This is a genomic window from Variovorax sp. EBFNA2 (assembly GCF_033802765.1).
Classification (GTDB): Bacteria; Pseudomonadota; Gammaproteobacteria; order Burkholderiales; family Burkholderiaceae_C; genus Variovorax; species Variovorax paradoxus_H.
This window is the reverse complement of the sequence record NZ_CP138496.1, coordinates 4,773,021-4,796,860: the sequence shown is the minus strand read 5'-3', so window position 1 is coordinate 4,796,860 and position 23,840 is coordinate 4,773,021. Positions and strand designations below refer to the sequence as shown.

The window sequence follows — 23,840 nt, the reverse complement described above, 5'->3', positions numbered from 1 at the left end:
GTGCACAACCCGCCGGATGGCGGCAAGCGTGTGTCACCGTTCCGCCCTGTGCGAGCCGGTGGCCCAGGCCAACGTGCCGACTGACTCAGATGGCGGCTGAACTGGGGCGCGACGGCCTGGCCGTACTGCTCAGTGAATCGGACAACGAGCAATTGCCAGACCTGGTGGGCCAAGTCTGGCGCATTCAACGCGGCGTGGCGCACGCTGCCTGACAAGAAAACCCATATGACCGGATTCAATTTCGAAACCACGCCGCGCATCGTCTGCGAGCAGGGCGGCTCTGGCCGCCTCGCCGAATTCGCCCGCGGGCTCGGCGTGCGCCATTTCTTCCTTATCACTGACCAACCCTTGCTGCAGGCCGGTCTGCTGGCGCCCGCGCTGGCAAGCCTAAGAGTCGCGGGAATCACCGCTACGGTTTATTCCGACGTGCTGCCCGATCCGCCCGAGGAGCGGGTACTCGCCGCTGTACGGGCCGCCCGCGAAGCGGGCGCCGACGGCGTCGTGGGCTTTGGCGGCGGCAGTTCCATGGACACCGCCAAGCTCGTGGCCCTGCTGGCGCGCACGCCGGCGGCACTGCAGGACATCTACGGTATAGGCCTCGCGCAGGGGCCGCGCCTGCCGCTTGTGCAGGTGCCAACCACCGCCGGGACCGGCTCTGAAGTGACGCCGATCGCGATCGTCACCACTCCGACTTCCGAGAAAAAGGGCGTGGTCTCTCCCTTGCTCTACCCTGACTTCGCGCTGCTCGACAGCCACCTCACGCTGGGCCTGCCGCCTCGCCTGACAGCGATGACGGGAATCGATGCCATGGTGCACGCGATCGAGGCCTTCACCTCGCGCCACAAGAAGAACCCGGTGTCGGATGCGCTGGCACTCAAGGCTTTGGCGCTGCTGTACGCCAACCAGCGCAAGGTGCTCGAAGACCCGCGCAACGGCACGGCGCGCGAGCACATGCTGCTTGGCTCGCTGCTGGCGGGTATGGCGTTTGCGAACGCGCCGGTGGCGGCAGTGCATGCGCTGGCGTATCCGCTGGGCGGCCATTTTCACGTGCCGCATGGGCTGTCGAATGCGCTGGTGCTGCGGCCGGTGCTGCGCTTCAACCTGGAGCACGCGGCGCCTCTCTACGCACAGCTCGGAGAAGCCATCGGCGCGGCGCGGCCCGGCCAAGGTCCCATCGAAGGCGCCCGGGCATTCGTCGATGCCATGGCGGCGCTGGTGGCTGTGATGCCGTTCGAGCAGAACCTACGCGCTGTCGGCGTGAACCGCAGCGACCTGGCAATGCTGGCGGAGGATGCACTCAAGGTCCAGCGCCTGCTGGTTAACAACCCGCGCGACGTGGCGCTTGCCGACGCGCTCGCGCTCTACGAAGAGGCTTTCTGATGGTGAAGTTGAAAGATACGGCGTTGCTCAAGTGCCTGGCGTTCATCGGCGGTGAGTGGGTCGCCGCGCGGGACGGGGCATCGCACGAGGTGCGCAATCCGGCGAACGGCGAAATGATCGCGGCCGTTCCCGACATGGACGCCGCCGACACCGATCGCGCCGTCGCCGCGGCCCAGGCCGCGCTGCCCGCCTGGCGCGCGCGACCTGCGAAGGAGCGCAGTGCCTTGCTGCGCCGCTGGCACGATCTCGTGATTGGCGCGGAAGAGGACCTCGCGCTGCTCATGACGCTGGAGCAGGGCAAGTCGCTCACCGAAGCGCTGGGCGAGGTGCGGTACGGCGCTTCGTTCATCGAATGGTTCGCGGAAGAGGGCAAGCGCGCCTACGGCGATCTGATTCCGGCACCGACGCCCGACCGCCGTCTGATGGTCATGAAGCAGGGCGTGGGTGTCACTGCGGCCATCACGCCGTGGAACTTCCCCATCGCAATGATTACCCGCAAGGTTGCGCCTGCACTGGCCGCCGGTTGCACCTCGGTCGTGAAGCCTGCAGAGGCGACGCCGCTGTCGGCCCTGGCGCTGGCCGAACTGGCGCAGCGTGCCGGCATACCGGCCGGCGTGCTCAACGTTGTCACGACTGCGAGGCCGGCGCTCGTCGGAGGAGCGCTCACGGCAAGCCCGGTCGTGCGCAAGCTCTCGTTCACCGGCTCCACGCCCGTTGGCAAGCTGCTGATGGCGCAATGCGCCGCCACCGTCAAGCGCGTTTCGATGGAATTGGGCGGCAATGCACCTTTCATCGTTTTCGACGACGCCGACCTAGACCTTGCTGTGCAGGGCGCGATCGCTTCCAAGTACCGCAACGCGGGCCAGACTTGTGTCTGCGCCAACCGGTTCCTGGTACACGAGGCCGTGTTCGATGCCTTCGCCGAGCGGCTGGTGCGCGCAGTGGAACAGCTGAAGGTCGGTGCCGGCATCGAGCCCGGGGTGCAGATCGGCCCGCTGATCGACGGCCGTGCGGTGGCCAAGGTCGGTCGTTTGGTGGACGAGGCGCGGAGCCAGGGCGCACGCGTGCTCGCGGGCGGCGTTGTGCACGTACTGGGGGGCAACTTCTACACGCCGACGGTCCTGGCTGATGTCACGAGCGAGATGGCCGTGGTGCGCGAGGAGATCTTCGGGCCTGTCGCACCGTTGATGCGGTTCGCGAGCGACGATGAGGCGGTGCAGCTCGCCAATGACACGCCCTTCGGGCTCGCCGCCTACTTCTACACGCGCGACGTGCGCCGAGCCTGGCGTGTCGCCGAGCGGCTCGAGTACGGCATGGTCGGCGTCAACGAGGGTCTGATCTCCAACGAGGTAGCACCGTTCGGTGGCATCAAGGAATCGGGAGTCGGGCGCGAGGGTTCGAAGTATGGACTCGACGAGTACCTCGAAACCAAGTACGTCTGCCACGGTGGGATCTGAGCCGCGGCCGGTTCTCTCGAACGAGTGCGTCGATCAGTCACAGGAGACACCAATGACCCCCATCCGGAGACGAGCATTCTGTGCTGCGGCAGCCTCGGCGCCGTGGATCGTGGCTGCACGCGGCAGCGAACCAGGCGTCTCTGACAACAAGGTGGTGTTCGGTCAGACCATCGGCTTCGACAGTGTCTGGGGCAGCCTCTACCGAAACTATACCGACGGGCTGCTCGCATGCTTCGCGCAGGTGAATGCGCAAGGCGGCGTGCATGGCCGCCAGCTCTCGGTGGTGCGCCGGGAGGACAACTACGTCATCGAGAGGGCACTCGCGAACGTCCGTGCGTTCGGGCAGGGTGCGGATGTATTCGGACTCGCATGCATCGGCGGCACCGGCATTACGCTGGCCGCGATGCCGCTGCTCGAAGAGTATCGGCTGCCGGCGGTGGGGGCACTGACTGGGGCCGACGGTGCTCGGGTGCACAACCGTTATCTCTTCCACACGCGTACGGCCTATTCCAATGAAGTCGAGAAGATGGTGGAGCATCTCGCGACGATCGGCATACGCCGCATCGCGGCCGTTTACCAGGACAACGCATTTGGCAAGAGCACCCTGGCCGCTGCACAGAAGGCGGCGCAGCGGTTCCAAGCGCAATTGGTGGCCGACGTTCCGCACCCCGCGGAGAACTGGGACGGCCGGGGCATGGCCGCGACGGTCGTGAAAGCTGCACCCCAAGCCGTGCTGCTGTTCACGTCGCCGAGCACAGTGGCCGACTTGATGAAGCAGTACAAGGCGCAAGCACGGGCGGCGCTGCCTTCGCCCTGGGTCCTTTCGGTCACATCGGTGCCCAAGCTGTCCGAGCTGCTAGAGACTGACGTCCGCGGCATCGCGATCACGCAGGTGATGCCGCATCCACGCGGCCCGTCGCGCGCCGCGCGCAACTTCCGCTCCGTGATGACGCTGCATGGCGACAAAGACAACCTGTCTTACGAAGCCCTGGAGGGTTTCATGACCGGCCGGGTGATTGTGGAAGGCTTACGGCGCGCAGGCCGCAATCTCACGCGCGACGGCTACGTGCGCGCACTCGAAGGCTTCGAACTCCAGAGCCTTGACGAGATCGATTATCGGTACACCGCCTCGAGCCACCTGGGCCCATCCTTTGTGGAAGTGACGCTGCTGGGCGCGGGCGGTACCGTGCTGCGCTAGGGGCGGAGCGAGGCGCTGAAGAGATTGCGCCCGGCGATGCATTCGGTGCGGATGGGATTGTGCGAGATGCACATGCAGCGCTGCCTGTAGATTGGTCCTGCGGCCGTACGGATTGTGGCAAGTGCGGCGATTCGTTCACCGCTGCTGCCGTCCGCCTGTACCGATCAGATCTGCGGGGCGGGACGATCAGCAACGTGTGTATGCCAGCAGGAAAACCCGAACCATGCCGGACGGGGGCGAGGCCGTGCTGGTGCAGGATCCCACAACGGCGGCATTTTGCGCATTTGCGGCGCGGCCCGATGGCACCGCCCCTTTGAGCTGAGCAGCCTACGGCCAACGGGCATCTCCGGCCAGGAAGCGTTCGACCAACGCAAACTGCTCCGGCGTGTTCAACGCAGGCGCGTGGCCGCATCCCTGGATCTCGACCACCACCGCGAGCGGTCCGCGCGTGCGCATCTGCTCCGCAGCATCCGGCAGCAAAAGGTCCGAGTGCGCGCCACGCAGGCAAAGCACGGGCAGATCGAGGCTGTCCCATGCTGGCCACAGCCCTTCCGGACTGCTTGATTGCAACTGCATCGAGATGGCCGGGTCGTAGTGCGGCGTGACGCGGCCGTCGGGCAACCGGCGCACCGAGGTTTCCGTGAGGCGTCGCCACTGCGCGTCAGAGAGGTGACCGTACGGCGCATAGACGGTGCGGAAGTACGCCTCGAGTTCGCTCACGCTGCCGAACGCCGGTGGTCGGCTGGCATAGGTGAGGATGCGCTGGACGGCCTCAGGAGCCGGACACGGGCCGATGTCATTGATCACCAGCCGGCGCAGCCGGCCTCTGAGTGTCGTGGCGGCGGCCAGAATGCCGATCGCGCCGCCCATCGAGGTGCCGAGCCAGTGGAAATGCGGCAGCCCAAGCTGGTCGACGAGCGAGGCGGCCAGCCGCACATAGAACGGCAACGTGTATTCATTCGCAGGGTCCGGAGTCCATTGCGACAGGCCGCGTCCGATGGTGTCGGGGCAGATCACACGGTAGCGTTGCGCCAGCTGCGCGGCAATGTCGTCCATGTCGCGGCCCGTACGAGCAAAGCCGTGCCAAGCGATCACCGCGTCGCTCGCAGCGTTCGGCCCGGCCCACTCGGTGTAATGCAGTTCGCGCCCTTCGCAGCGGAGATAGTGCGATGTCGGCGTCATGGCTCGGATCTCCGCGACATGCGCAGCCGGCCAACGATGCCGCTCGGGAAATGGTACACGGACAGCACGAACAGGATCCCCAGCCACAGCAGCCAGCGGTCCGGTGATACGAATTGGGGCAGGAGCGGCAGGCCGCTCAGCACGGAACCGCCGAGCTTCAGCAGATCCTGCAGGTAGTTCTGCGCCAGCACGAACAGCGCCGCGCCCACCACAGCGCCGTACATCGTTCCCATGCCGCCGATCACGACGATGAGCAGCACGTCGAGCATGATCTCGAAGGACAGCGTGGTGTCCGGACCGGTGTAGCGCAGCCACAGCGCGAGCAGCGCGCCAGCAAGCGTCGCGAACAAGGCCGAGAGCACATTTGACACGGTGCGGTACGCCACCGTGCGGAAGCCGAGCGCCTCCGCCCGGAAGTCGTTCTCGCGAATGGCCTGCAGCACGCGGCCGAACGGCGAATTCACGATGCGCAGCAGGGCGAGGAAGCTCGCCGCGACCACCACGAGCAAGAGGTAGTAAGTGAGCACGCGTCCGTCGATCGTCACGCCGAGCAGCGGCTGCTCGAAGAGTTCGAACGAGGGAGACAACCATTCGGGGGTGCGGAAGCTGACTCCGTCCTCACCGCCCGTGATATGGCTCAGCTGCGAGGCCAGCGTCAGGAAGCCCGATGCAACCGCCAGCGTGATCATCGCGAAGAAGATCGCCTTCACCCGCAGGCTGAAGAGGCCAATGGCCATTGACAGCAGCAGTGAGAGCAACAATGCCGCACCGAGCCCGATGAGCACCGAGTTCGCGCCGGCGCCGAGGCGGCTGCTGGCGATCGCCACGCCGTAGGCACCGATGCCAAAGAACATGGTATGCGCGAAACTCACCACACCGGTATAGCCGAGCAGCAAGTCGTAGCTCGCCACCAGCAGGATAAAAACGAGCGCCTTGGCGGCGACGCCCAGCGCCTTGTGGCCGGGAAAGAGCAACGGCGCGAAAGTCAGCGCGAGGGCAATGAGCACCAGAGCCAGCGCAAGCCAGCGGCTGCGCGGCATGTCGTGGGAGAGCAGTCGGTTGATCATGGTGCGTGCGCTCAATGCTGCCCGACGGGATAGAGGCCGTTCGGCCGCCACAGCAGCACGGCCACCATCAGCGCGATGGTGGAGAAGAGGGCGAGCTTGGGCATCAGAAAGCCGGTGTAGTTGGCGACCAAGCCCACCATCAGGGCACCCACGAAGCAGCCGAACGTGGATCCGAGTCCACCGATGATGATGACGGTGAAGATCAGCACGTTCACCTGAGTGCCGATCTGCGGCACCACGCTCTGCTGGTACAGCGCCCAAAGCGCCCCACCCAGGCCAGCCAGTGCCGAACCGGCGGCGAATACGCCGATGAAGAGCCGCCGTATCCGGTAGCCCAGCGCCTCGACCATCTCGCGGTCCTGCACGCCGGCGCGGACGAGCAGGCCCACCTTGGTGCGGGTCAGCACCCATAACATCGCCACGAAGACGAGGCTCCCGACAGCGACCGCCAGCAGCCGGTACTTCTCGACCGACGCGTCGCCGAACGAGAAAGAACCGCGCAGCGCCTGCGGCAGCGGCACGGCCAGCTGGTCGGGCCCCCAGAATACCTTGATCAGTTCCTCGCCGATGATCAGGCCGCCCATGGTGACCAGGATCTGCCTGAGCGGCATGCCGTAGACGGGGCGCACCAGCAGCCGCTCGAAGACGAGCCCGGAGACCGCCACGACTGCCGCGGCGGCGAGCATTGCGGCGAGCACTGCGGCAGCGTTCAGCCACAGCGATTCGCTGCCGACCCAGGCGCCCAGCGCCAGCATGGTGGTCATGGCGACATAGGCACCCAAGGCGATGAACACGCCGTGACCGAAGTTCAGGACGTCCATCAGCCCGAACACCAGCGTGAGGCCAGACGCGACGAGAAAAATGATCATGCCCATCGCCAGGCCGGCGACGGTCAGCGTCACCCAGGTGCCGGGGTGGCCGACCGCAGGGAGCGCCAGTGCCGCCAGTGATGCAAGCAGGGCCAGAGGCCGCAGGTCGAAGCGCGCCTGCGGCACTGCGGCCAAAGGCGTGGGTAAAGTGGCGGTGGTCATTGGTGTACTCCTAAAGAAAGACCGAGCAGCCGCTGCTGCAGCGCTTCGTTGTCGGCCAGGTCGGACATCGCGCCCGTGTGCACGATGCGCCCGTTGTCCATCACGGCGACGTGGTCGCCGATGGCCTTGGCCATTGCGAAGTTCTGCTCGACGAGCAGCACCGTCGTGCGCTGCCGCTTCAGCTCGGCGAATGCGGCAATCAGGTTCTGAACCATCGCAGGCGCAAGCCCCTTGCTGGGCTCGTCGATCAGCAGCAGATCGCGCGGCTCGATGATCGCGCGGGCGATCGCGAGCATCTGCTTCTGGCCACCCGAGAGCTTTCCTGCCGGGTAAAGCCAGAACTTCTTCAGTGCGGCAAAGAGCGAAAGGACCCACTCCAGACGCGCCTTGTCCAGTGCGTCGGCAGTGGCTGCCGCTCGCGCCGCGAGCAAGAGGTTCTCTTTGACCGTCAGGTCGGCGAAGATCCCCATGTTTTCCGGCACATAGGCAATGCCGAGCCGCGCGATCTCCGGTGTGGCCAGCGCCCCGATCGGCGCGCCGCGGAAGTGCAACGCGCCGCGCGAGGCACGCCAGAGTCCCATGATCGTTCGCAGCGTGGTGGTCTTGCCGGCACCATTGCGGCCCAGGAGCATGGTGACTTTGCCCTCTTGCACCTCCAGATTCACTCCGTGGAGGATGTGATAAGCACCGATGTGGGTGTGGACTTCCTTCAAATGCAGCAAGGCGGTCATGCGGGCTGCTCCTGTGGCACGACGCCGAGATAGGCTTGTTGCACGACGGCCGACGCCATCACGGCGCCGGGCTCGCCTTGTGCCACCAACTGCCCGTTGTGCAGGACGATGATGCGGTCGGCCAACTCGCGCACCACGTCCATCTTGTGTTCAACCAGCAGGACCGCGCAATCGCGTCGCTGTTTGAGCTGCCGGACGAGGTCCAGGATCACCGGTACTTCGTCCACGCTCATCCCCGCCGTCGGCTCGTCGAACATGTAGACCTTGGGATCTAGGGCGATCAGGAGCGCGACCTCGAGCTTGCGCTGGTCGCCGTGGGCCAGCGCGCTGGCGAGCACGTTGGCCTTGCCGAGCAGACGCACCGTCTCAAGGAGGGCCTGCGCCTCGTCGATCCAGGCACGCCGGTCCAGCCACACGCGCGCGAGGTCGAAGCCGCCGCCGTGGCGGCCCGACTCGCGCGCCTGCACTGCGAGTCGCACGTTCTCCTGCGCGGTGAGATGCGGGAACAGCTGTGTGAGTTGGAAGGCGCGGCCCAGCCCGCGCCGAGCGCGCAGCGGTGCGGGCAAGCGGCTCACGTCCTCGCCGTCCAGCCACACCTCGCCTTCGGTGGCCGGCAACTGGCCGGAGATCAGGTTGAAGTAGGTCGTCTTGCCGGCGCCGTTGGGGCCGACGATGGCGGTCAGTGTGCCCGCGGCAAAGCTGCAGGACACGGCGTTGACCGCCACGTGTCCGCCGAAGCGAATCGTTAGGTTCTTGGTTTCAAGCATGTTTCTCTATCAGGGACAAGATCAAGGACAGGTACCGATCACGTAGTGGCTCGAACCGGTCCTCTTCAGCGAGGTGATGACCGCGCTGCTCCACAGACCCATGTTCTGCAGGGAACCGTAGGCAAAGGCATAGCCGTAGCTCGCATAGGCACGGCCGGCCATCGTGTGGGCGAAGTTGGAGGCGGTGTAGCAGGTGTTATCGCTGCGGGTGGTCGTACCCGACGCCGGAGCGGAGGTCGCGCCTTCGGCGCCATTGGCATCGACCGCGCGCACAGTCCAGCTGTAGGTCGTGTCCGCAGCCAGACCGCTATCGTTGTACGGGCTGGCTGCGACCGGCGAGGCCGTGACCAGGGCGCCGCCGCGATAGACCCTGTAGCCGCTGGCGCCAGCGACCGAGGCCCAGCCGATTGTCATGCTGCTGGCGCTTGCGTTGGAGGTGCTGACGCCCACCGGCGCGGGCAGCGTGCCGGCGCCGCTTGCGCCTGCTGACACTTTGTCCACCATCGCCTTGATAGCGGACATCTGCGTGCCGGTCTTTTGCGCAAAGTTCGAGCCGTACCAGCCGAGCCAGTCCCAGCAGCCGCCGGTGTTGGCGAGCCAGCCGCTGGCCGTCGTCGTGCGATAGGTGCTGTCGTTCTTCGTCTGCGGGAACAGCACGATGATGCTGTTGGTATCGGCCCAACGGGCATAGCCGGTGTTCTTAAGGTACTTGTCGCCGATGGTGGTGTAGTTCTGCGCGCAGCCATGCAGGACCACATGGAGCTTGCAGACGGCGCCGGCCCTGCAGTTGACCGGTACATAGAGCCAGCCGTTGGGGGCCATTCCCGGATTGCTGTTGATGAAGGCGCTCTGGTCGAACTCGATGTAATTGCCGGGCGCAGGCGCGTCGTTGCGCGCGTTCAGCGTGCCGTAGAACTTGCTAAGCGCCGCCTTGGCCCCATCGAAGCCGCAGTTGCTGATGTAGGGTGAGGACGAGTTGTTGCAAGCGCTGTTGCCCGCCGCATCGAAATCGGTTGGCATCACATGGGCGGTGTTGTCGCGCTTGATGTAGTCGAGGTTGGCCGCCGCCACGCCATTGTTCTGGTACAACGTTTTGACCGCGTTCATCTCGTTGGGGCCGACAGTCGTGTCACTGTTGCCTACCCACAGGAAGACCTTCTGGTTGGCGACATTGATCTTGTCGTCGATGCTCGTGCCGCTCCAGTTGTTGATGTCGGCCTGCATCGTGTTGATCATGCTGGCGCTGACCACGGCATTGCTCATGCAGTTGCTGGCGGGGTAGTGCCCACCGCAGCTGTACGGACCGCCGGTGAACACGCCAACGCCCTTGAAGGTGGCGGAGAAGGCATAGCCCAGTTGGCTGGCCATATAGCCTCCCGAGGACATGCCCGACACGGTGGTCTGACTGGTGTCCACGTTGAAGGACGGTAGCGCGATCACAACCGCTTGAGCCGGGAACGATGTAGCCAGGGCCGAGATGGCCAGGGCCAAGCCAAGAAGCGCGTGAATTTTCATTGCAAGTCTCCTAACTAATTGTTTTTCTTGCCGACGCCGCATGCGCCGAAGCACGGGCCGGGCCCGTTCCTGCGGATGGGTGGTTCAGAAGCGCCGGGGCGCCTCTTCCAAAGCGCTTATCGCTGGTTGCGGATCGGGATGCTCATCTCTTCGGGCTTGATTTCACGGATCAACTCCGGCACGCCCCAGGCGAACGCGGGGTCGTCCTTGATGCGCGTGTGATACATCGACTGCATTGCCTGGTGGTCTTCCTTGCGCAGCGAGATCGTGCCCTTGGGCGAATCGAAACTCATGCCCTCCATCGCGGTGATCAGCTTCCCGGTGCTGGTGTCGCCGTTGGTGCGCTTGAGTGCCTCGACCACCGCGACGGCGGCATTGAACCCGTCGGTCGTGAAGAAGTCCGGCGGAGCCTTGTAGCGGCTGTAGTGGTTGGACACCAGCCAATCGTTGACCTTGTTCTTCGGCAGGCCGAAGTAGTAATAGCTCGCGCCTTCCATGCCAGCCAGCGGCTTGTAGGCCACCATCGCCTGGAGTGTGTTGCCGCCCGCCGCGATCTCGATGCCGTAGCGCTTGAGGTCCATGTCCGCGATCTTCAGGGGATTGCCCGCACCGGCCCAGTAGACGTAGATGATCTTGCGGCCGGGCTTGTCCTTGAGTGCCTGGATGATGCGCTGGGCGCCGGCGGTGAAGTCGGTGGTCGTCATCGGCAGGTATTCCTCGTGCACGATGCGGGACTTCTTCAGCGCCTCCTTGAAGGCCTTGATGCCGTCGCGGCCGAATGCATAGTCTTGCGCCAGCGTGGCGATGTGCACGTTGTCCTTGTCCAGCGCGACAGCGTTGGCGATCGCGTCCTGCGAGCTGTTGCGCGCGGTGCGGAAGACGTACTTGTTCCAGCGCTCGCCGGTGATGGAGTCGGCAACCGCCGTCTCGACGAGAAAGACCTTCTTGAATTCCTCCGCCACCGGCAGCATGGCCAGCGCGACGGCGGACGACGTGGCGCCGACCGCGATGTCGGCTTTATCGTCGGAGTAGGCGGCGGCCAGCAAGTTCTTGCCTACGTCTGGCTTGCCTTGGTCGTCGCGCTCGATCACTACGAGCTTGCGGCCGGCCACCGCCATGGTGCCGCCAGTAGCGTATTCAAGGCCCAGTTGGAAGCCAGTCTGCGCCTGCTTGCCGTAGGCTTCCAGTGGCCCAGTGAGGCTATGGATCTGCGCGATCCGGATTTCCTTTGGTGCCTGGGCGGAAGCTGGCAAAAAAAGTCCTGGCAGCAGCGCGGCGATGGCAACCGCGGCCACATGGCGGCGCGTGTTCGATGGCATGGAAGTCTCCTTGAGTTATGGTCAAACCGTTCGATGGATTGCAAGGCCTATGCCACGAGCTGAAAGTGCCGTGGCTGCGAGGGAGCGCATTGCAGCGCGGCTCCCGGAGGCCGCCGTGCTGTCCTGAGCGGCTGACATACGGCCATGTCTGGGTGGTCGTCACACCAGACAACTGTCTTGTTGGGCGGACGGCGGCGCGACTGTGTGGTCAACATGGCAAGCAGGCGGCAGCCCGCGCTTACACTTGATGGACGCCATGACGCCCGATCTCGACTCCACTGACGCGCTCGACCCTGGCGGTGTGCTCCAGCTCGCCGCGCAGCGGATGTTTGCCACGTTTGCCGAAGCGGTGATGGGAATGATCGTGCTGGACCGTGAGCACCGCATCGTCTGGTTCAACGAGGGCTACCAACGCTTCATCGCGCTCGGGCCGTTCGCAGACTCCGGCATCATCGGCCGGCGGATCGAGGAAGTCGTGCCCAACTCGCTCATGGGCAAGGTGATCGACACGGGCATACCTGTGGTCGTCGATCTGCTGACCAACCAGTATGGCGCCTTCCTTGTCAGCCGGCTGCCTCTGCGCAACGAGCAAGGCAACGTGATCGGCGGGGTGTCTCTGGTGCTCGCCGACCAGCCGGACGGGGCAATGCAGCCGCTGATCGGCAAGCTTGTCGATCTGCAGCGCGAACTCGAGGACACTCGGCGCCGACTGGCGGCCGAGCGGCGCCCGAAGTATTCCCTCGCCAGTTTCGTTGGCAGCAGCGCTGCGGTCGCAGAGGTGAAGCGCCAAGTGCGGCGCGTCGCTGCCACAGACACCACGGTGCTGCTTCTTGGCGAGACGGGCACGGGCAAGGAGCTTCTTGCGCATGCTGTGCACGCCGCGAGCCGGCGTTCCGCCGGCCGCTTCGTCAGTGTCAACATCGCCGCCATCCCAGACACGCTGCTGGAGGCCGAGTTCTTCGGCGTGGCGCCGGGAGCCTACACGGGTGCCGACCGCAAAGGGCGAGATGGCAAGTTCAAGGTGGCCGATGGCGGCACGCTGTTCCTCGACGAGATCGGCGATATGCCGATGGCGCTGCAGAGCAAGCTGCTGCGGGTTTTGCAGGAGCAGGAGATCGAGCCTCTCGGCAGTAACCGTGTGGAGCGGGTCGATGTGCGCATCGTCTCCGCAACGAGCCGCGATCTCGAGGCGATGGTGGAGGACGGACGTTTCCGCGCAGATCTCTATTACCGGCTCAACGTGATGCCGATCCGCCTGCCGCCGCTGCGCGAGCGGCTGGAAGATCTGCCCGACCTGGTGGACGCATTGTCGGAAGACATCGCACGCCGGAGCGCGCTGCCACCGAGGGCTGTCGGACCCGATGCCATGGAGTTGTTGGCAAGCCGGCCGTGGCCGGGAAATGTGCGCGAGCTGCGCAATGTGCTGGAGCAGGCGTCGCTGATGACCGACGACCTCGTGCTCGAGGCACTGCACTTCGAGCGACTGCTTCAAGCGGCAGCCAAGCCGGGGCAGCCTGCGTCACGCGATCTTGCCGGCGCTGTCATGCAGGGCAACGACTCGGGGCCTCCCGCCGTCCCCAGCGCATGTATCGGAGCGGCGGTCAAGCCGTTGCAGCAGGCAATGGCGGAGGCGCAAGCTCAGAGCATTCGTGTGGCCCTTGCCGCCACTAAGGGCAACAAGGCTGCCGCCGCGCGGCTGCTCGGCATCTCTCGTGCGGCGTTGTACGAGAAACTCGCAGCAGGGGGCGATGCCGAAGGCGCATGAAAATCGCACTGCAACTTTTCTTGCTCCCCGGTAGCCAATCTCGTCGGGCCTCGGCTGGCTCTTGACCGGCGATTCGGCGCAGCCTTTGGCATTAAACGCCCGAACTGATCCAACTTCGCGCTCGGGATCGCCAAGCACGTTTTCCCATTTTTGACAGCGCCGCTTCCTCTTTCGAATATCGCCTGAGTCGACGCCTTTCTAGTATTTCTATCAGGTAAGCCGGTGAGTGTTTCTACCGGGGCCTGTCACCCACCACATCGGAGGGGAAACCGTGCGTTGGTCTTTCTGGTTCAAGGCACTCTTTGCGGCAAAGAACTTGCCTATGTGGTTCGCGCGGAACGGCTGATGCGCTGACCTTCCTGCAGACGACCGTCCGCTCAGGACATTGGGACGGGTGGACTTGACGGCTCCAGAAGCTGCCCGGCATCCTTCCGATGTCGATGGAGTAGGTATGTGCAAGGATCGAAGAACCGAGGAGCCTGAAGAATTGCGACTGAGAACCGGCGACATCAATCAGGTCGTGGCCGTGACAAGTCGATTGTTCGCGCACCACAAGGTCAAGTCCTTTGGCGCTGGACCGCTGGATGTATCGGTTTTCGGCAAGTCTTCCGGAGAACTGTTGCTCGGCGGCGTGTCGTACAACACCAGCATGGTTTGGGATGTGGATGAAACGCGGGGAACGTTGATCATCACCGAGCCGCGGAGTTGCGACGGCGTTCTAGGAGAGCAAGCGTTTCGCTCGCGAGACTTGATCATTTTTCGGCCCGAATGGTGCGGCCGAGTAGAGGTCGCCCCGCCCGGCGACTTGCGCAACACCTGCATTCCAGTTTCCGCATTGCTGCGCTCCACCCAAGCACTGTTCGGCATCGAGGTCGACAGCGCGCCTGTTTTTTCGCCGAGGATCGCGGGCAATACGAGCCAAGCCAAACGCTTGCGAGCCATGCTCGATGTCCTGCATGAAGGGTCGATGTACGCGAACAAGGTGCTCGAACGCGCGCGCACGCACTGGTTTTTGCTCGAATTTCTCACGTTGTGGCCGCATTCACACTCCCGGTATCTCAACCACGAAATCGCTCTGCCGCGCTCGCTCCGGCGTGCATGCGAATTCATCGACGCGAATCTGGCCGAGCCGATCAGCGTCGTGGACATCGCCGCGGCGGCTTCCATTGGGGTGCGCGCGCTGAGGCTCGGCTTTGTCAAGCACTTCGGGAAGCCGCCGTGGCGCTACACCCTTGACCGAAGGCTCCAGGCTGCGCGCCATGAACTGCGCGTGGGGAGCGGCCTAACCACGGTCACGCAGGTGGCACACAAATGGCAGTTTTCTAATCCAGGACTTTTTGCCCGCTATTACAAGGATCGGTTTGGGGAACTGCCTCGGGTGGCGAAACGCTGACGCCCCGACTGCCGAAAGCCATCACGCCCCTTTTTGCCGCGTCATCGGCGTTTGGCAGCAGGCATGCCACCCCAGGGCCGCTACGCACCCGAGACCGATATGCATCGGCGGCGGCGATCCTTGAGGGCCGCCGGCGATGCTCTCGTTTGGACTTAGTCAACATCCGATGATCGAACTGCGGCATCTGCGCTATTTCATTGCTGTGGCCGAGGAACTCAACTTCCGCCGCGCCGCTGAGCGCATCCACATCGACCAGACCCCGTTGTCGCGCACCGTCCGCGACCTGGAGGAACGGCTGGGCGTGGTGCTCTTCGTCCGCACACCGCGCAGACTCCAGCTCACACCGGCCGGGATCAAATTGCTCAATCACGCGCGCGGGCTTTTTATTCGCCTGGAGCGCACCAAGCGCGTTGTTCGAGAAACCGACGCCCGCCATCGCGAGCCCTTGCGCATTGGCGTGGACGACAGCACCGCGCAGCCGAAGCTGGCTGAATGTCTGACCCGCTGGCAGGCCGTGTCCCCCAGCATCCCACTGGAACTCACAGAAATGGGCGCAACGGAACTGTTGGCCGGGCTGCGCAGTGAAGAGGTGGACGTGGGTTTTTCCTTAGGCCTACCCGGCGATGAAGCCATTGCCCAGGAGCCCGCTTGGGTGAGCCCCGTCGTGGCGCTGCTGCCGCTGGTCCATGAACTCGCTGCGCGCGAGGTGATTTCGCTGTCCGAGCTTTTTTCATTCCCCGCCATCGCCTGCAATGCCGCCTACCACCCAGGACTCTGTCAGCAGATGGAGGCAATCTTTCGGCAGCACTCCTTGGCGCCGATGATCGCCGGGGAAGCTCGCACTTTGACTGGCTACTTGACCCGTGTGGCAGCAGGTCAGGGCGTCGGCGTGGCAGACGCCGATCACATGCGGGCACTGCGGCGGACTGACGTCGTGGTCGTGCCACTCGCCGAACCCGTGCACTTCACTACCTACGTGCTGCACAAGCGCCGGCGAAACGGCAGGCCCGAATCGTTGCAACGATTCCTTACCCACGCCACTGATTTCCACTGAACGTTACATGCGCGCCTGTCAAGGTCTACTGCCTCGCGCCAAAGGCTGTGGACGTGCCGACCTGCTGCTGGAATGCTTCCCCGCCGAGACAGCCAAAAGGCTCGTGCACTCAGCGGGAGAAGGAGTCGCGGCCAGCCTACGCCAGCGTACGCCACGCCACGCCCCACCGGGTGTGCCTCGCGGCGGCTTGATCCCAGACTCATGCTTACGTGCCGCAGTGGCATGCATGTTCTGGAACACACACGCTTGAGAGGTGGCGCCCTATGCCGACAGCAGCGACCGGCATCCTTTTCGGACAGATTTTCGTGGTGCTCGGCGTCGCGCTGGGTGGCATGTGGGGCGCCACGCAGTGGACGGCGCAAGAGCTCGGTTACCAGCCAAAGCTCGGACCCCGGTGGTTCGAGGTTTCCGGTGTGCCGGTCTACGAGCCATGGAAGCTATTCGAGTGGTGGTACCTCTACGATGCCTATGCGCCCCAGGTGTTCGAGCGTGGAGGGGGCATCGCTGCATCGAGCGGGATGTCGGCCACAAGCGTCGCCATCGCGATGGCGGTATGGCGGGCGCGGATGGCCAGGCGCGTCACGACCTATGGCTCCGCCCGCTGGGCTGAGCGCGAGGAGATCGTCAAGGCCGGTCTGATGAAGCCGGCAGGCGTGTTCCTCGGCAGAACATCGGGCAAGGACGGTGCCTATCTTCGTCATGACGGTCCTGAACATGTGATGGCCTTCGCGCCCACACGCTCCGGCAAGGGCGTGGGGCTGGTCGTGCCGACGCTGCTGTCCTGGCCCGGCTCGGCCGTGATCCACGACATCAAGGGCGAGAACTGGAATCTCACAGCCGGCTGGCGCGCGCGCTTCTCACACTGCCTGCTGTTCAACCCAACCGATGTGCGCTCGGCGGCCTACAACCCGCTGCTCGAGGTGCGTCGCGGCGCCCATGAGGTGCGCGACGTGCAGAACATCGCGGACATCCTGGTCGATCCCGAAGGCGCGCTCGAGCGCCGCAACCACTGGGAGAAGACCAGCCATGCGCTGCTAGTCGGTGCGATCTTGCATGTGCTGTATGCCGGCGAGGACAAGACGCTGCGCGGCGTCGCCAACTTCCTGTCCGATCCGGCCTGTCCCTTCGAGGTCACGCTGCATCGGATGATGACGACACGGCACTTGGGCGAGGACGTCCATCCAGTCGTCGCCTCGGCTGCCCGCGAAGTGCTCAACAAGAGCGAGAACGAACGCTCCGGCGTGCTGTCCACGGCCATGTCCTTCCTGGGCCTGTACCGCGATCCCACCGTGGCCGAAGTTACCTCGCGCTGTGACTGGCGCATCGCCGACCTCATCTCCGCGGAACACCCGGTGTCGCTGTATCTCGTGGTACCGCCCTCGGACATCAGCCGCACCAAGCCGCTGATCCGCCTCATCCTCAACCAGATCGGCCGGCGACTCACCGAATCGCTGGACGGCTCCGACGGCATCGCGCGTCTTCACAAGCTACTGCTGATGCTCGACGAGTTCCCGGCGCTGGGCCGACTCGATTTCTTCGAGTCGGCGCTGGCGTTCATGGCCGGCTACGACCTGCGAGCCTTCCTGATCGCGCAGTCGCTCAATCAGGTCGACAAGGCCTATGGTCCGAATCACTCGATCCTCGACAACTGCCACGTGCGCGTCGCCTTCGCGACCAACGACGAGCGCACCGCCAAGCGCATCTCGGAGGCGCTGGGGACGGCCACCGAGTTGCGTGCGCAACGCAACTACGCGGGGCATCGGCTCGCGCCATGGCTGGGCCATCTGATGGTCTCGCGCCAAGAGACGGCGCGGCCATTGTTGACGCCGGGCGAGGTGATGCAATTGCCGCCCGACGAGGCGGTGGTGATGGTCTCGGGCCATCCGCCGATCAGGGCCAGGAAGCTGCGCTACTACCAGGACCGCAACTTCACACAGCGTGTGCTGCCTCCGCCGGTGCTGGCTCCGGGGCTCTACACAGACCGGCCAATGGCACGGCCCGACGATTGGAGCGGACTGGCGCTGTTGGCTGCTCCCGAGTCTTTGTCGTCAGTCGATGCGGATGGCCTTGCCGATGGGGGCGGCCACCAGCTCAAGCCCGAGCTGGAGGTCGTGCGCGACACGCCGGCACAGCCGGAAGGCGATGGCCTGCTGGCGCTCGATGACGAGGACGACGTGCCCCTGCGTCCGCGCGACGTGGACCGTCAGCTCACGCGTACCGCGCGCCTGGCAGCGCTGGACCCCGACGACGGAATTGCGCTATGAGCCGGGCGCGCCTCAACATCTTCATCGAGCCGGAGCATGCCAAACGGCTGGATCGTCTGGCGGTGCACAAGGGCGTGTCGAAGTCGGCAGTGGTCGCGGCCGCGCTGGCGTCGTTCCTGTCGCCCGATGGGGGCGACCAGCGCGAGGCGGCGATCGCCAAGCGCCTGGACCGTCTCTCGCGCCAGTTTGACCGGCTCGAACGCGACCAGAACATCCTGATCGAGACGGTGGCGCTGTACATCCGCTACTTCCTTACCGTCTCGATCCCGGTACCCGAAGGCCAGCAGGAAGCCGCTCGCGCGCAGGGTCGCGCCCGCTTTGCCCAGTTCGTCGCGCAGCTCGGGCGGCACCTGCAGCGCGGGCGCAGTCTGGTACGGGAGGTCCATGAGGAGATCGAGCCGGAGGCAGCGCCAATGCAGGCAGGGCAGGAGGAACCGGAGGAGGCCGCCGATGCTCGAGCCCTCTGACCGCTCTTCCGGGTCGCCGACCGGCGCCACCGCGGACGGCGCGGTCGCCCGACGCATCCGCATGCTGCGCACGGCCATGGGGCCGGAGATCGCGGCAGCCCTTGCGGATCCGGAGGTTGCGGAGGTGCTGCTCAATCCCGATGGCTCGCTCTGGGTCGACCGGCTCGGCACGGGCCGCGCGCCGGCCGGCGCTGCGCTGCCGCCGCCCGTGGCCGAACGCATCATCCGCCTCGTCGCCGCGCACGTGCGCGCCGAGGTGCATGCCGGCATGCCGATCCTCTCGGCCGAACTGCCCGAGACCGGTGAGCGTTTCTTGGGCGTGCTGCCGCCGGTGGTGCGCGCCCCTTCGTTCGCGATCCGCAAGCGGGCACTGCGCATCATGAGTCTGGCGCAGTACGTGGCCGACGGGATCCTGACGGGAGACCAGGCCGCGTTCCTGCGGCAGGCCGTGCGCGAGCGCCTGAACATCGTCGTGGCGGGCGGCACCAGCACGGGCAAGACCACCTTGGCGAACGCGCTGCTCGACGAAATCGCCGAGACACGCGACCGGGTGCTGATCCTCGAGGACACGGTGGAGCTGCAATGCCGCTCCGACGACCAGGTGAGCATGCGTACCGAACCGGGCGTGACCACCATGGCCGACCTGGTGCGCGCCACCCTGCGGCTGCGGCCCGACCGCATCGTGGTCGGCGAAGTACGCGGCGCCGAGGCATTGGACCTGCTCAAGGCCTGGGGCACCGGTCATCCGGGTGGCATCGCCACGGTGCATGCCGGCTCCGCGCTGGGCGCGCTCACGCGGCTGGAGCAACTGGTGCAGGAGGTCTCGGTGACCGTGCCGCGCGCGCTGATCGCCGAGGCGGTCCACGTCATCGTCTTCATCGCCGGGCGCGGCCGCACCCGGCGGGTGCGCGAGATCGCGCGCGTCATCGGCCACGACAACGACGGCTACCAGCTCGATACCTCAGCGGTGCCCGGCTTCCCATTGCTCTCTTCATCTCGTCCTCGCCCTTCAACCCCGTCGTCTTCTGGAGAACCGTCATGACGATTTCACGCAGTTCCGCAAAGCGGCTGCTGCACGCGGCTGTAGCGGCAGCGCTCTTGCTGACCGTCGCGCTGCCCGCGCAGGCGGCCGGCTCCAACATGCCCTGGGAGGCGCCGCTGCAGTCGATCCTCGATTCGATCCAGGGGCCCGTGGCCAAGATCGTCGCGGTCATCATCATCATCGTGACGGGGCTGACGCTGGCCTTCGGCGACACCAGCGGCGGCTTCCGCCGCCTGATTCAGATCGTGTTCGGCCTGTCGATCGCGTTCGCCGCCTCCAGCTTCTTCCTGACCTTCTTCAGTTTCTCGGGTGGAGCGGTGCTGGCATGAGCGAGTCGACCGCTTTCTCGCCGGGCATCGCGCCTGGCTTCGATATTCCACTGCACCGTTCTCTCACCGAGCCGATCCTGCTGGGCGGCGCGCCGCGCACCGTGGCGATCGCCAACGGCACGCTGGCCGCGGCGGTCGGTCTAGGCCTGCAGCTCTGGTTGCCCGGCGTGGCGCTCTGGACCGTCGGGCATGCGCTGGCCGTCTGGGGCGCGCGGCTGGACCCGCAGTTCATGCAGGTCTTCGCGCGGCACATCAAGCAGCGACCGCTGCTGGATGTGTGAGGCGAGCTGGGGACACACCATGCTGAATCTCGCCGAATACCGCAAGCGCCCGGCGCTGCTGGCCGACTGGCTGCCCTGGGCCGGCCTGGTCGCGCCCGGGGTCGTGCTCAACAAGGACGGGTCGTTCCAGCGCACGGCACGGTTCCGTGGGCCGGACCTGGACAGCGCGACGCAGGGTGAACTCGTCGCCACCTCGGCACGGTTGAACAATGCGCTTCGCCGACTCGGCTCGGGCTGGGCGCTGTTCGTGGAGGCCGAGCGGCGCGAGGCGGCCGGATATCCCGAGTCGGTCTTCCCCGAGGCGCTGTCCTGGCTGGTCGACGAGGAGCGCCGCGCCGCCTTCGAAGAGGACGCCAGCCACTTCGAAAGCCGCTATCACCTGACCTTGCTGTACCTGCCGCCTGAGGAGTCGAAGGCGCGCGCCGCGGGGCTGCTCTATGAGCGCGCTGGGACCGATGTCCAGGATGGATCGGGTGCTGCGGACGGGTCGGATTGGAAGGGGCGGCTGGAAACCTTCGTCTCCGAAACCGAGCGCTTCCTCGGCCTGCTCGAAGGCGTGATGCCCGAGATCGATTGGTTGGGCGATGCGCAGACCTTGACCTACCTGCACGGCTGCGTGTCCACACGCCGGCATGCGGTCGCGGTGCCCGAGGTGCCGATGCACCTCGATGCGCTGCTGGCCGACGAGCCGCTGACGGGCGGGCTGGCGCCGATGCTCGGCAGTCGGTATCTGCGCGTACTGACGGTGCGAGGCTTCCCGACCTCGACCTGGCCGGGGCTGCTGGACGACCTGAACCGCCTGGGCTTCGCCTATCGGTGGAGCACGCGCTTCCTGTGCCTGGACAAGGCCGAGGCGGAGAAGGAGCTCGTGCGCCTGCGCCGCCAGTGGTTCGCCAAGCGCAAGAACATCGTCGCGCTGCTGCGCGAGACCATCTTCCAGCAGGAAAGCGCGCTGGTCGACTCCGACGCTTCGAACAAGGCAGCGGATGCCGATGCGGCGCTGCAGGAACTCGGCAGTGACCAGGTGGCGTTCGGCTATGTGACCGCCACCGTGACGGTGCTGGACGCCGATGCGGCGGCGGTCGACGAGAAGCTGCGCGCGGTCGAACGCGCCGTCCAGGGCCGCGGTTTCGTGACGATCCCCGAGACGCTCAATGCGGTTGAGGCCTGGCTGTCGTCGATCCCGGGGCATGCCTACGCGAACGTGCGCCAGCCGATCGTCTCGACGTTGAATCTCGCGCACATGATGCCGGTGTCGGCCGTGTGGGCGGGCCCCGAGCGTAATGCCCATCTCGATGGCCCGCCGCTGATCGTGACGCGCACCGATGGTGCCACCCCGTTCCGGCTGGTCACGCACATCGGGGACGTGGGCCATACGCTGGTGGTCGGGCCGACCGGCATGGGTAAGTCTGTGCTGCTCGCCACGCTGGCGCTGCAGTTCCGGCGCTATCCCGGCTCGCGCATCCTGGCCTTCGACATGGGGCGCTCGATGCGCGCCACGATCCTGGGGCTGGGCGGCGAGCACTACGACCTCGGTACCGATGGCGAGATCGCCTTCCAGCCGCTGGCGCGCATCGACCAGGATGGGAACCGCACCTGGGCGGCGGAGTGGGTGGAAGGACGGCTTCGGCAGGAGGGCCTGGAGGTCGGTCCGGCCGAGCGGGAGATGGTGTGGTCGGCGCTGGCCAGCCTCGCCACCGCACCGCCCGAGCAGCGCACGATGACCGGCCTGGCGGTGCTGCTGCAGTCGAACACTCTGCGCCAAGCGCTGGCGCCGTACGTGCTCGGTGGTGCGTATGGGCGGTTGCTGGACGCGGACCGGGACCGGTTGGGGGCGTCTTCCATCCAGTGCTTCGAGATGGAGGAGCTGATGCACAGCAAGGCGGCCGTGCTGGCCGTGCTGGGCTATCTGTTCGCGCGCTTCGGCGAGCGCTTCGACGGCGCGCCGACCCTGCTGATTCTCGACGAGGCCTGGCTGTTCCTGGACGACCCGGTGTTCGCCGCGCGCATCCGCCAGTGGCTCAAGACGCTGCGCAAGAAGAACGTCTCGGTGATCTTCGCGACGCAGAGCCTGGCCGACATCCAGACCTCCAGCATCGCCCCCGCCATCGTCGAGAGCTGTGCGAGCCGGATCTTCCTGCCCAACCCGCAGGCTACGGAACCCCAGATCCGCGTGATCTACGAGGGCTTCGGGCTCAACCGCCGGCAGATCGAAATCGTCGCCACGGCGCAGCCCAAGCGCGACTACTACTACCAGTCGCGCCTGGGCAACCGGGTTTTCGAACTCGGGCTCGGGCCGGTCGCGCTGGCGTTTGCCGGCGCGGCCTCGCCCGAGGATCAGCGCGAGATCGATCGCGTGCAAGCCTCGGTGAGGCAGTCGCCGTTCGCGCGGATGCCTTCGGTCTTCGCGGCCGCCTGGCTGCGCCAGCGCGGGCTCGGTTGGGCGGCCGACCTCATTCCTTCGTTTCCATCTGCATCCCTATCTCTTTCCTCAACCCCGCAGGAGCCAATGCCATGAACCTCCAGTCTTCCCTCAAACCCCGGATCGCCGCGCTGGTCGCAGTCAGCGCGATCGCTTTCGGTGTGGCCCCGCCGGCGCATGCCATCTTCGGCGTCGGCGACACCGTGTTCGACGCGTCCAACTTCATCCAGAACATGCTGACGGCGGCCCGCGCGCTGGAGCAGATCAACAACCAGGTCGAGCAGCTGCAGAACGAGGCGCAGATGCTGCGCAACCAGGCGAGGAACCTTCAGGGCCTGGACTTCAGCGCGCTGTCCGAGCTCAAGTCGACGCTGGCGGCGACCAATCAGCTGATCCAGCAGGCGCAGGGGCTGGCCTTCAACGTCTCGCGCATGGAAGAAGAGTTCAAGCGGCTCTATCCCGAGTCGTTTTCGGCGGGGATGTCGGGCGCCCAGATGGCCGGCGATGCGCGGGAGCGCTGGCGCAATTCGCTGGAAGCCCTGCGCACGGCAACGCAGATGCAGTCGCAGGCGATGCAGAACTTCGCCTCCGACGAGCGGGCGCTGACCGATCTCGTGAACCGCAGCCAGTCAGCGACGGGGGCCCTGCAGGCGATGCAGGCGACCAACCAGTTGCTGGCGCTGCAATCGCGCCAGTCGATCCAGGCGCAGCAGCTGCAGATCACGCAGGACCGCGCCTCGGCGCTGGAACAGGCGCGGCAGGTGGCGGTGCAGGAGCGTGCGCGCGAGGTGCGCCGGCGCTTCATGGGCAGCGGCACGCCGTACACGCCGGTCACCGTGAACTTCTACGGCAATTGAGGAGCAGCCATGAAGAACCTGCTTTTCATCATCACGGCCGTTGTGGCCCTGGTGCTCGCCGGCTGCGGCAAGTCCGAGCCTTCCCGGCCCGCGATCGAGTCCGTCGAATCCCTGGTCGCGAATCCCGAGCGGCTAAAGGATCTGCGCGCGCAGTGCAAGGCTGACCATGCCCGGATGGGCGACGCGCAGTGTGACGCGGTGGCCGAGGCCACGCGCCAACGCTTCATGAGCGGCGGCTCGTCGCCCTACGCGAGCGACCCGGTCCCGCCACCGGCCGCACCGGTGTCGTCACCGGCCGGCGCGGGCGCCAAGGACTGAC

Annotated in this window: 22 protein-coding genes; 15 read left to right on the top strand and 7 right to left on the bottom strand. The window is 65.8% G+C overall.

Going from position 1 to position 23,840, the window contains the following annotated elements; genetic code table 11:
• Positions 1–89: 89 nt before the first annotated feature.
• From RZE79_RS22530 to RZE79_RS22515, 4 genes are read left to right on the top strand one after another with little or no spacing between them, the layout of a single operon-like run.
• The gene (locus RZE79_RS22530; protein ID WP_319356920.1) at positions 90–212 is read left to right on the top strand and encodes a hypothetical protein; all 123 of its coding nucleotides are present in this window, start codon (positions 90–92) and stop codon (positions 210–212) included.
• Between the two features lie 13 nt (positions 213–225).
• On the top strand, positions 226–1,380 hold the full coding sequence (locus RZE79_RS22525; RefSeq protein ID WP_319356919.1) for an iron-containing alcohol dehydrogenase: 1,155 nt from the start codon (positions 226–228) through the stop codon (positions 1,378–1,380).
• On the top strand, positions 1,380–2,837 hold the full coding sequence (locus tag RZE79_RS22520; RefSeq protein WP_319356918.1) for an NAD-dependent succinate-semialdehyde dehydrogenase: 1,458 nt from the start codon (positions 1,380–1,382) through the stop codon (positions 2,835–2,837). Before RZE79_RS22525 ends, RZE79_RS22520 begins: the two co-directional genes overlap by 1 nt.
• A gap of 52 nt (positions 2,838–2,889) precedes the next feature.
• Positions 2,890–4,035, top strand: a complete 1,146-nt coding sequence (locus RZE79_RS22515) for an ABC transporter substrate-binding protein (protein WP_319356917.1) — start codon at positions 2,890–2,892, stop codon at positions 4,033–4,035.
• Between the two features lie 327 nt (positions 4,036–4,362).
• Here the strand turns inward: RZE79_RS22515 and RZE79_RS22510 are convergent, their stop codons facing one another.
• From RZE79_RS22510 to RZE79_RS22480, 7 genes are all read right to left on the bottom strand, one after another.
• On the bottom strand, positions 4,363–5,217 hold the full coding sequence (locus RZE79_RS22510) for an alpha/beta hydrolase (RefSeq protein WP_319356916.1): 855 nt from the start codon (positions 5,215–5,217) through the stop codon (positions 4,363–4,365).
• A complete protein-coding gene (locus tag RZE79_RS22505; RefSeq protein ID WP_319356915.1) occupies positions 5,214–6,284 on the bottom strand; it encodes a branched-chain amino acid ABC transporter permease in 1,071 nt (356 codons plus the stop codon). The genes RZE79_RS22510 and RZE79_RS22505 overlap by 4 nt, the downstream gene beginning before the upstream one ends.
• An 11-nt stretch (positions 6,285–6,295) precedes the next feature.
• The gene (locus RZE79_RS22500; protein ID WP_319356914.1) at positions 6,296–7,315 is read right to left on the bottom strand and encodes a branched-chain amino acid ABC transporter permease; all 1,020 of its coding nucleotides are present in this window, start codon (positions 7,313–7,315) and stop codon (positions 6,296–6,298) included.
• Positions 7,312–8,046, bottom strand: a complete 735-nt coding sequence (locus RZE79_RS22495) for an ABC transporter ATP-binding protein (RefSeq protein WP_319356913.1) — start codon at positions 8,044–8,046, stop codon at positions 7,312–7,314. The genes RZE79_RS22500 and RZE79_RS22495 overlap by 4 nt, the downstream gene beginning before the upstream one ends.
• Positions 8,043–8,813: an ABC transporter ATP-binding protein gene (locus RZE79_RS22490; protein WP_319356912.1), complete on the bottom strand. Its 771-nt coding sequence runs from the start codon at positions 8,811–8,813 to the stop codon at positions 8,043–8,045. The genes RZE79_RS22495 and RZE79_RS22490 overlap by 4 nt, the downstream gene beginning before the upstream one ends.
• A 21-nt stretch (positions 8,814–8,834) precedes the next feature.
• Positions 8,835–10,328 carry a hypothetical protein gene (locus tag RZE79_RS22485; protein WP_319356911.1) on the bottom strand — a complete coding sequence of 498 codons (1,494 nt, stop codon included), beginning with the start codon at positions 10,326–10,328 and terminating at the stop codon, positions 8,835–8,837.
• Between the two features lie 116 nt (positions 10,329–10,444).
• Complete coding sequence (locus RZE79_RS22480; RefSeq protein WP_319356910.1) at positions 10,445–11,647, bottom strand: substrate-binding domain-containing protein; 1,203 nt, start codon at positions 11,645–11,647, stop codon at positions 10,445–10,447.
• Between the two features lie 256 nt (positions 11,648–11,903).
• Here RZE79_RS22480 and RZE79_RS22475 point away from each other — a divergent pair, with 256 nt between their 5' ends.
• From RZE79_RS22475 to RZE79_RS22425, 11 genes are all read left to right on the top strand, one after another.
• On the top strand, positions 11,904–13,412 hold the full coding sequence (locus RZE79_RS22475; protein WP_319356909.1) for a sigma 54-interacting transcriptional regulator: 1,509 nt from the start codon (positions 11,904–11,906) through the stop codon (positions 13,410–13,412).
• Positions 13,413–13,899: 487 nt separating this feature from the next.
• Positions 13,900–14,805 carry an AraC family transcriptional regulator gene (locus RZE79_RS22470; RefSeq protein WP_319356908.1) on the top strand — a complete coding sequence of 302 codons (906 nt, stop codon included), beginning with the start codon at positions 13,900–13,902 and terminating at the stop codon, positions 14,803–14,805.
• 166 nt (positions 14,806–14,971) lie between these two features.
• Complete coding sequence (locus tag RZE79_RS22465; RefSeq protein ID WP_319356907.1) at positions 14,972–15,859, top strand: LysR substrate-binding domain-containing protein; 888 nt, start codon at positions 14,972–14,974, stop codon at positions 15,857–15,859.
• Between the two features lie 263 nt (positions 15,860–16,122).
• Positions 16,123–18,123 (top strand): conjugal transfer protein TraG, encoded by a 2,001-nt coding sequence (locus RZE79_RS22460; RefSeq protein WP_319356906.1) that lies wholly within the window; start codon positions 16,123–16,125, stop codon positions 18,121–18,123.
• Positions 18,120–18,590, top strand: a complete 471-nt coding sequence (locus RZE79_RS22455; RefSeq protein WP_319356905.1) for a CopG family transcriptional regulator — start codon at positions 18,120–18,122, stop codon at positions 18,588–18,590. The genes RZE79_RS22460 and RZE79_RS22455 overlap by 4 nt, the downstream gene beginning before the upstream one ends.
• A complete protein-coding gene (gene trbB, locus RZE79_RS22450) occupies positions 18,574–19,632 on the top strand; it encodes a P-type conjugative transfer ATPase TrbB (RefSeq protein WP_373696498.1) in 1,059 nt (352 codons plus the stop codon). The genes RZE79_RS22455 and trbB overlap by 17 nt, the downstream gene beginning before the upstream one ends.
• On the top strand, positions 19,629–19,961 hold the full coding sequence (locus RZE79_RS22445; RefSeq protein WP_319356904.1) for a TrbC/VirB2 family protein: 333 nt from the start codon (positions 19,629–19,631) through the stop codon (positions 19,959–19,961). Before trbB ends, RZE79_RS22445 begins: the two co-directional genes overlap by 4 nt.
• Entirely contained in the window at positions 19,958–20,242 is a 285-nt protein-coding gene (locus RZE79_RS22440) for a VirB3 family type IV secretion system protein (protein ID WP_319356903.1), read from the top strand. The genes RZE79_RS22445 and RZE79_RS22440 overlap by 4 nt, the downstream gene beginning before the upstream one ends.
• 19 nt (positions 20,243–20,261) lie before the next feature.
• Positions 20,262–22,760 (top strand): conjugal transfer protein TrbE, encoded by a 2,499-nt coding sequence (trbE, locus tag RZE79_RS22435; RefSeq protein ID WP_319356902.1) that lies wholly within the window; start codon positions 20,262–20,264, stop codon positions 22,758–22,760.
• On the top strand, positions 22,757–23,521 hold the full coding sequence (trbJ, locus tag RZE79_RS22430) for a P-type conjugative transfer protein TrbJ (protein WP_319356901.1): 765 nt from the start codon (positions 22,757–22,759) through the stop codon (positions 23,519–23,521). Before trbE ends, trbJ begins: the two co-directional genes overlap by 4 nt.
• 9 nt (positions 23,522–23,530) lie before the next feature.
• Positions 23,531–23,839 (top strand): EexN family lipoprotein, encoded by a 309-nt coding sequence (locus RZE79_RS22425; RefSeq protein WP_319356900.1) that lies wholly within the window; start codon positions 23,531–23,533, stop codon positions 23,837–23,839.
• Position 23,840 lies beyond the last annotated feature (1 nt).

Bases quoted from the DNA above. Each gene is read 5' to 3' on its own strand.
- RZE79_RS22530 (WP_319356920.1), top strand. From the start codon at position 90: ATGGCGGCTGAACTGGGGCGCGACGGCCTGGCCGTACTGCTCAGTGAA.
- RZE79_RS22525 (WP_319356919.1), top strand. From the start codon at position 226: ATGACCGGATTCAATTTCGAAACCACGCCGCGCATCGTCTGCGAGCAG.
- RZE79_RS22520 (WP_319356918.1), top strand. From the start codon at position 1,380: ATGGTGAAGTTGAAAGATACGGCGTTGCTCAAGTGCCTGGCGTTCATC.
- RZE79_RS22515 (WP_319356917.1), top strand. From the start codon at position 2,890: ATGACCCCCATCCGGAGACGAGCATTCTGTGCTGCGGCAGCCTCGGCG.
- RZE79_RS22510 (WP_319356916.1), bottom strand. From the start codon at position 5,217: ATGACGCCGACATCGCACTATCTCCGCTGCGAAGGGCGCGAACTGCAT.
- RZE79_RS22505 (WP_319356915.1), bottom strand. From the start codon at position 6,284: ATGATCAACCGACTGCTCTCCCACGACATGCCGCGCAGCCGCTGGCTT.
- RZE79_RS22500 (WP_319356914.1), bottom strand. From the start codon at position 7,315: ATGACCACCGCCACTTTACCCACGCCTTTGGCCGCAGTGCCGCAGGCG.
- RZE79_RS22495 (WP_319356913.1), bottom strand. From the start codon at position 8,046: ATGACCGCCTTGCTGCATTTGAAGGAAGTCCACACCCACATCGGTGCT.
- RZE79_RS22490 (WP_319356912.1), bottom strand. From the start codon at position 8,813: ATGCTTGAAACCAAGAACCTAACGATTCGCTTCGGCGGACACGTGGCG.
- RZE79_RS22485 (WP_319356911.1), bottom strand. From the start codon at position 10,328: ATGAAAATTCACGCGCTTCTTGGCTTGGCCCTGGCCATCTCGGCCCTG.
- RZE79_RS22480 (WP_319356910.1), bottom strand. From the start codon at position 11,647: ATGCCATCGAACACGCGCCGCCATGTGGCCGCGGTTGCCATCGCCGCG.
- RZE79_RS22475 (WP_319356909.1), top strand. From the start codon at position 11,904: ATGACGCCCGATCTCGACTCCACTGACGCGCTCGACCCTGGCGGTGTG.
- RZE79_RS22465 (WP_319356907.1), top strand. From the start codon at position 14,972: ATGATCGAACTGCGGCATCTGCGCTATTTCATTGCTGTGGCCGAGGAA.
- RZE79_RS22460 (WP_319356906.1), top strand. From the start codon at position 16,123: ATGCCGACAGCAGCGACCGGCATCCTTTTCGGACAGATTTTCGTGGTG.
- RZE79_RS22455 (WP_319356905.1), top strand. From the start codon at position 18,120: ATGAGCCGGGCGCGCCTCAACATCTTCATCGAGCCGGAGCATGCCAAA.
- trbB (WP_373696498.1), top strand. From the start codon at position 18,574: ATGCTCGAGCCCTCTGACCGCTCTTCCGGGTCGCCGACCGGCGCCACC.
- RZE79_RS22445 (WP_319356904.1), top strand. From the start codon at position 19,629: ATGACGATTTCACGCAGTTCCGCAAAGCGGCTGCTGCACGCGGCTGTA.
- RZE79_RS22440 (WP_319356903.1), top strand. From the start codon at position 19,958: ATGAGCGAGTCGACCGCTTTCTCGCCGGGCATCGCGCCTGGCTTCGAT.
- trbE (WP_319356902.1), top strand. From the start codon at position 20,262: ATGCTGAATCTCGCCGAATACCGCAAGCGCCCGGCGCTGCTGGCCGAC.
- trbJ (WP_319356901.1), top strand. From the start codon at position 22,757: ATGAACCTCCAGTCTTCCCTCAAACCCCGGATCGCCGCGCTGGTCGCA.
- RZE79_RS22425 (WP_319356900.1), top strand. From the start codon at position 23,531: ATGAAGAACCTGCTTTTCATCATCACGGCCGTTGTGGCCCTGGTGCTC.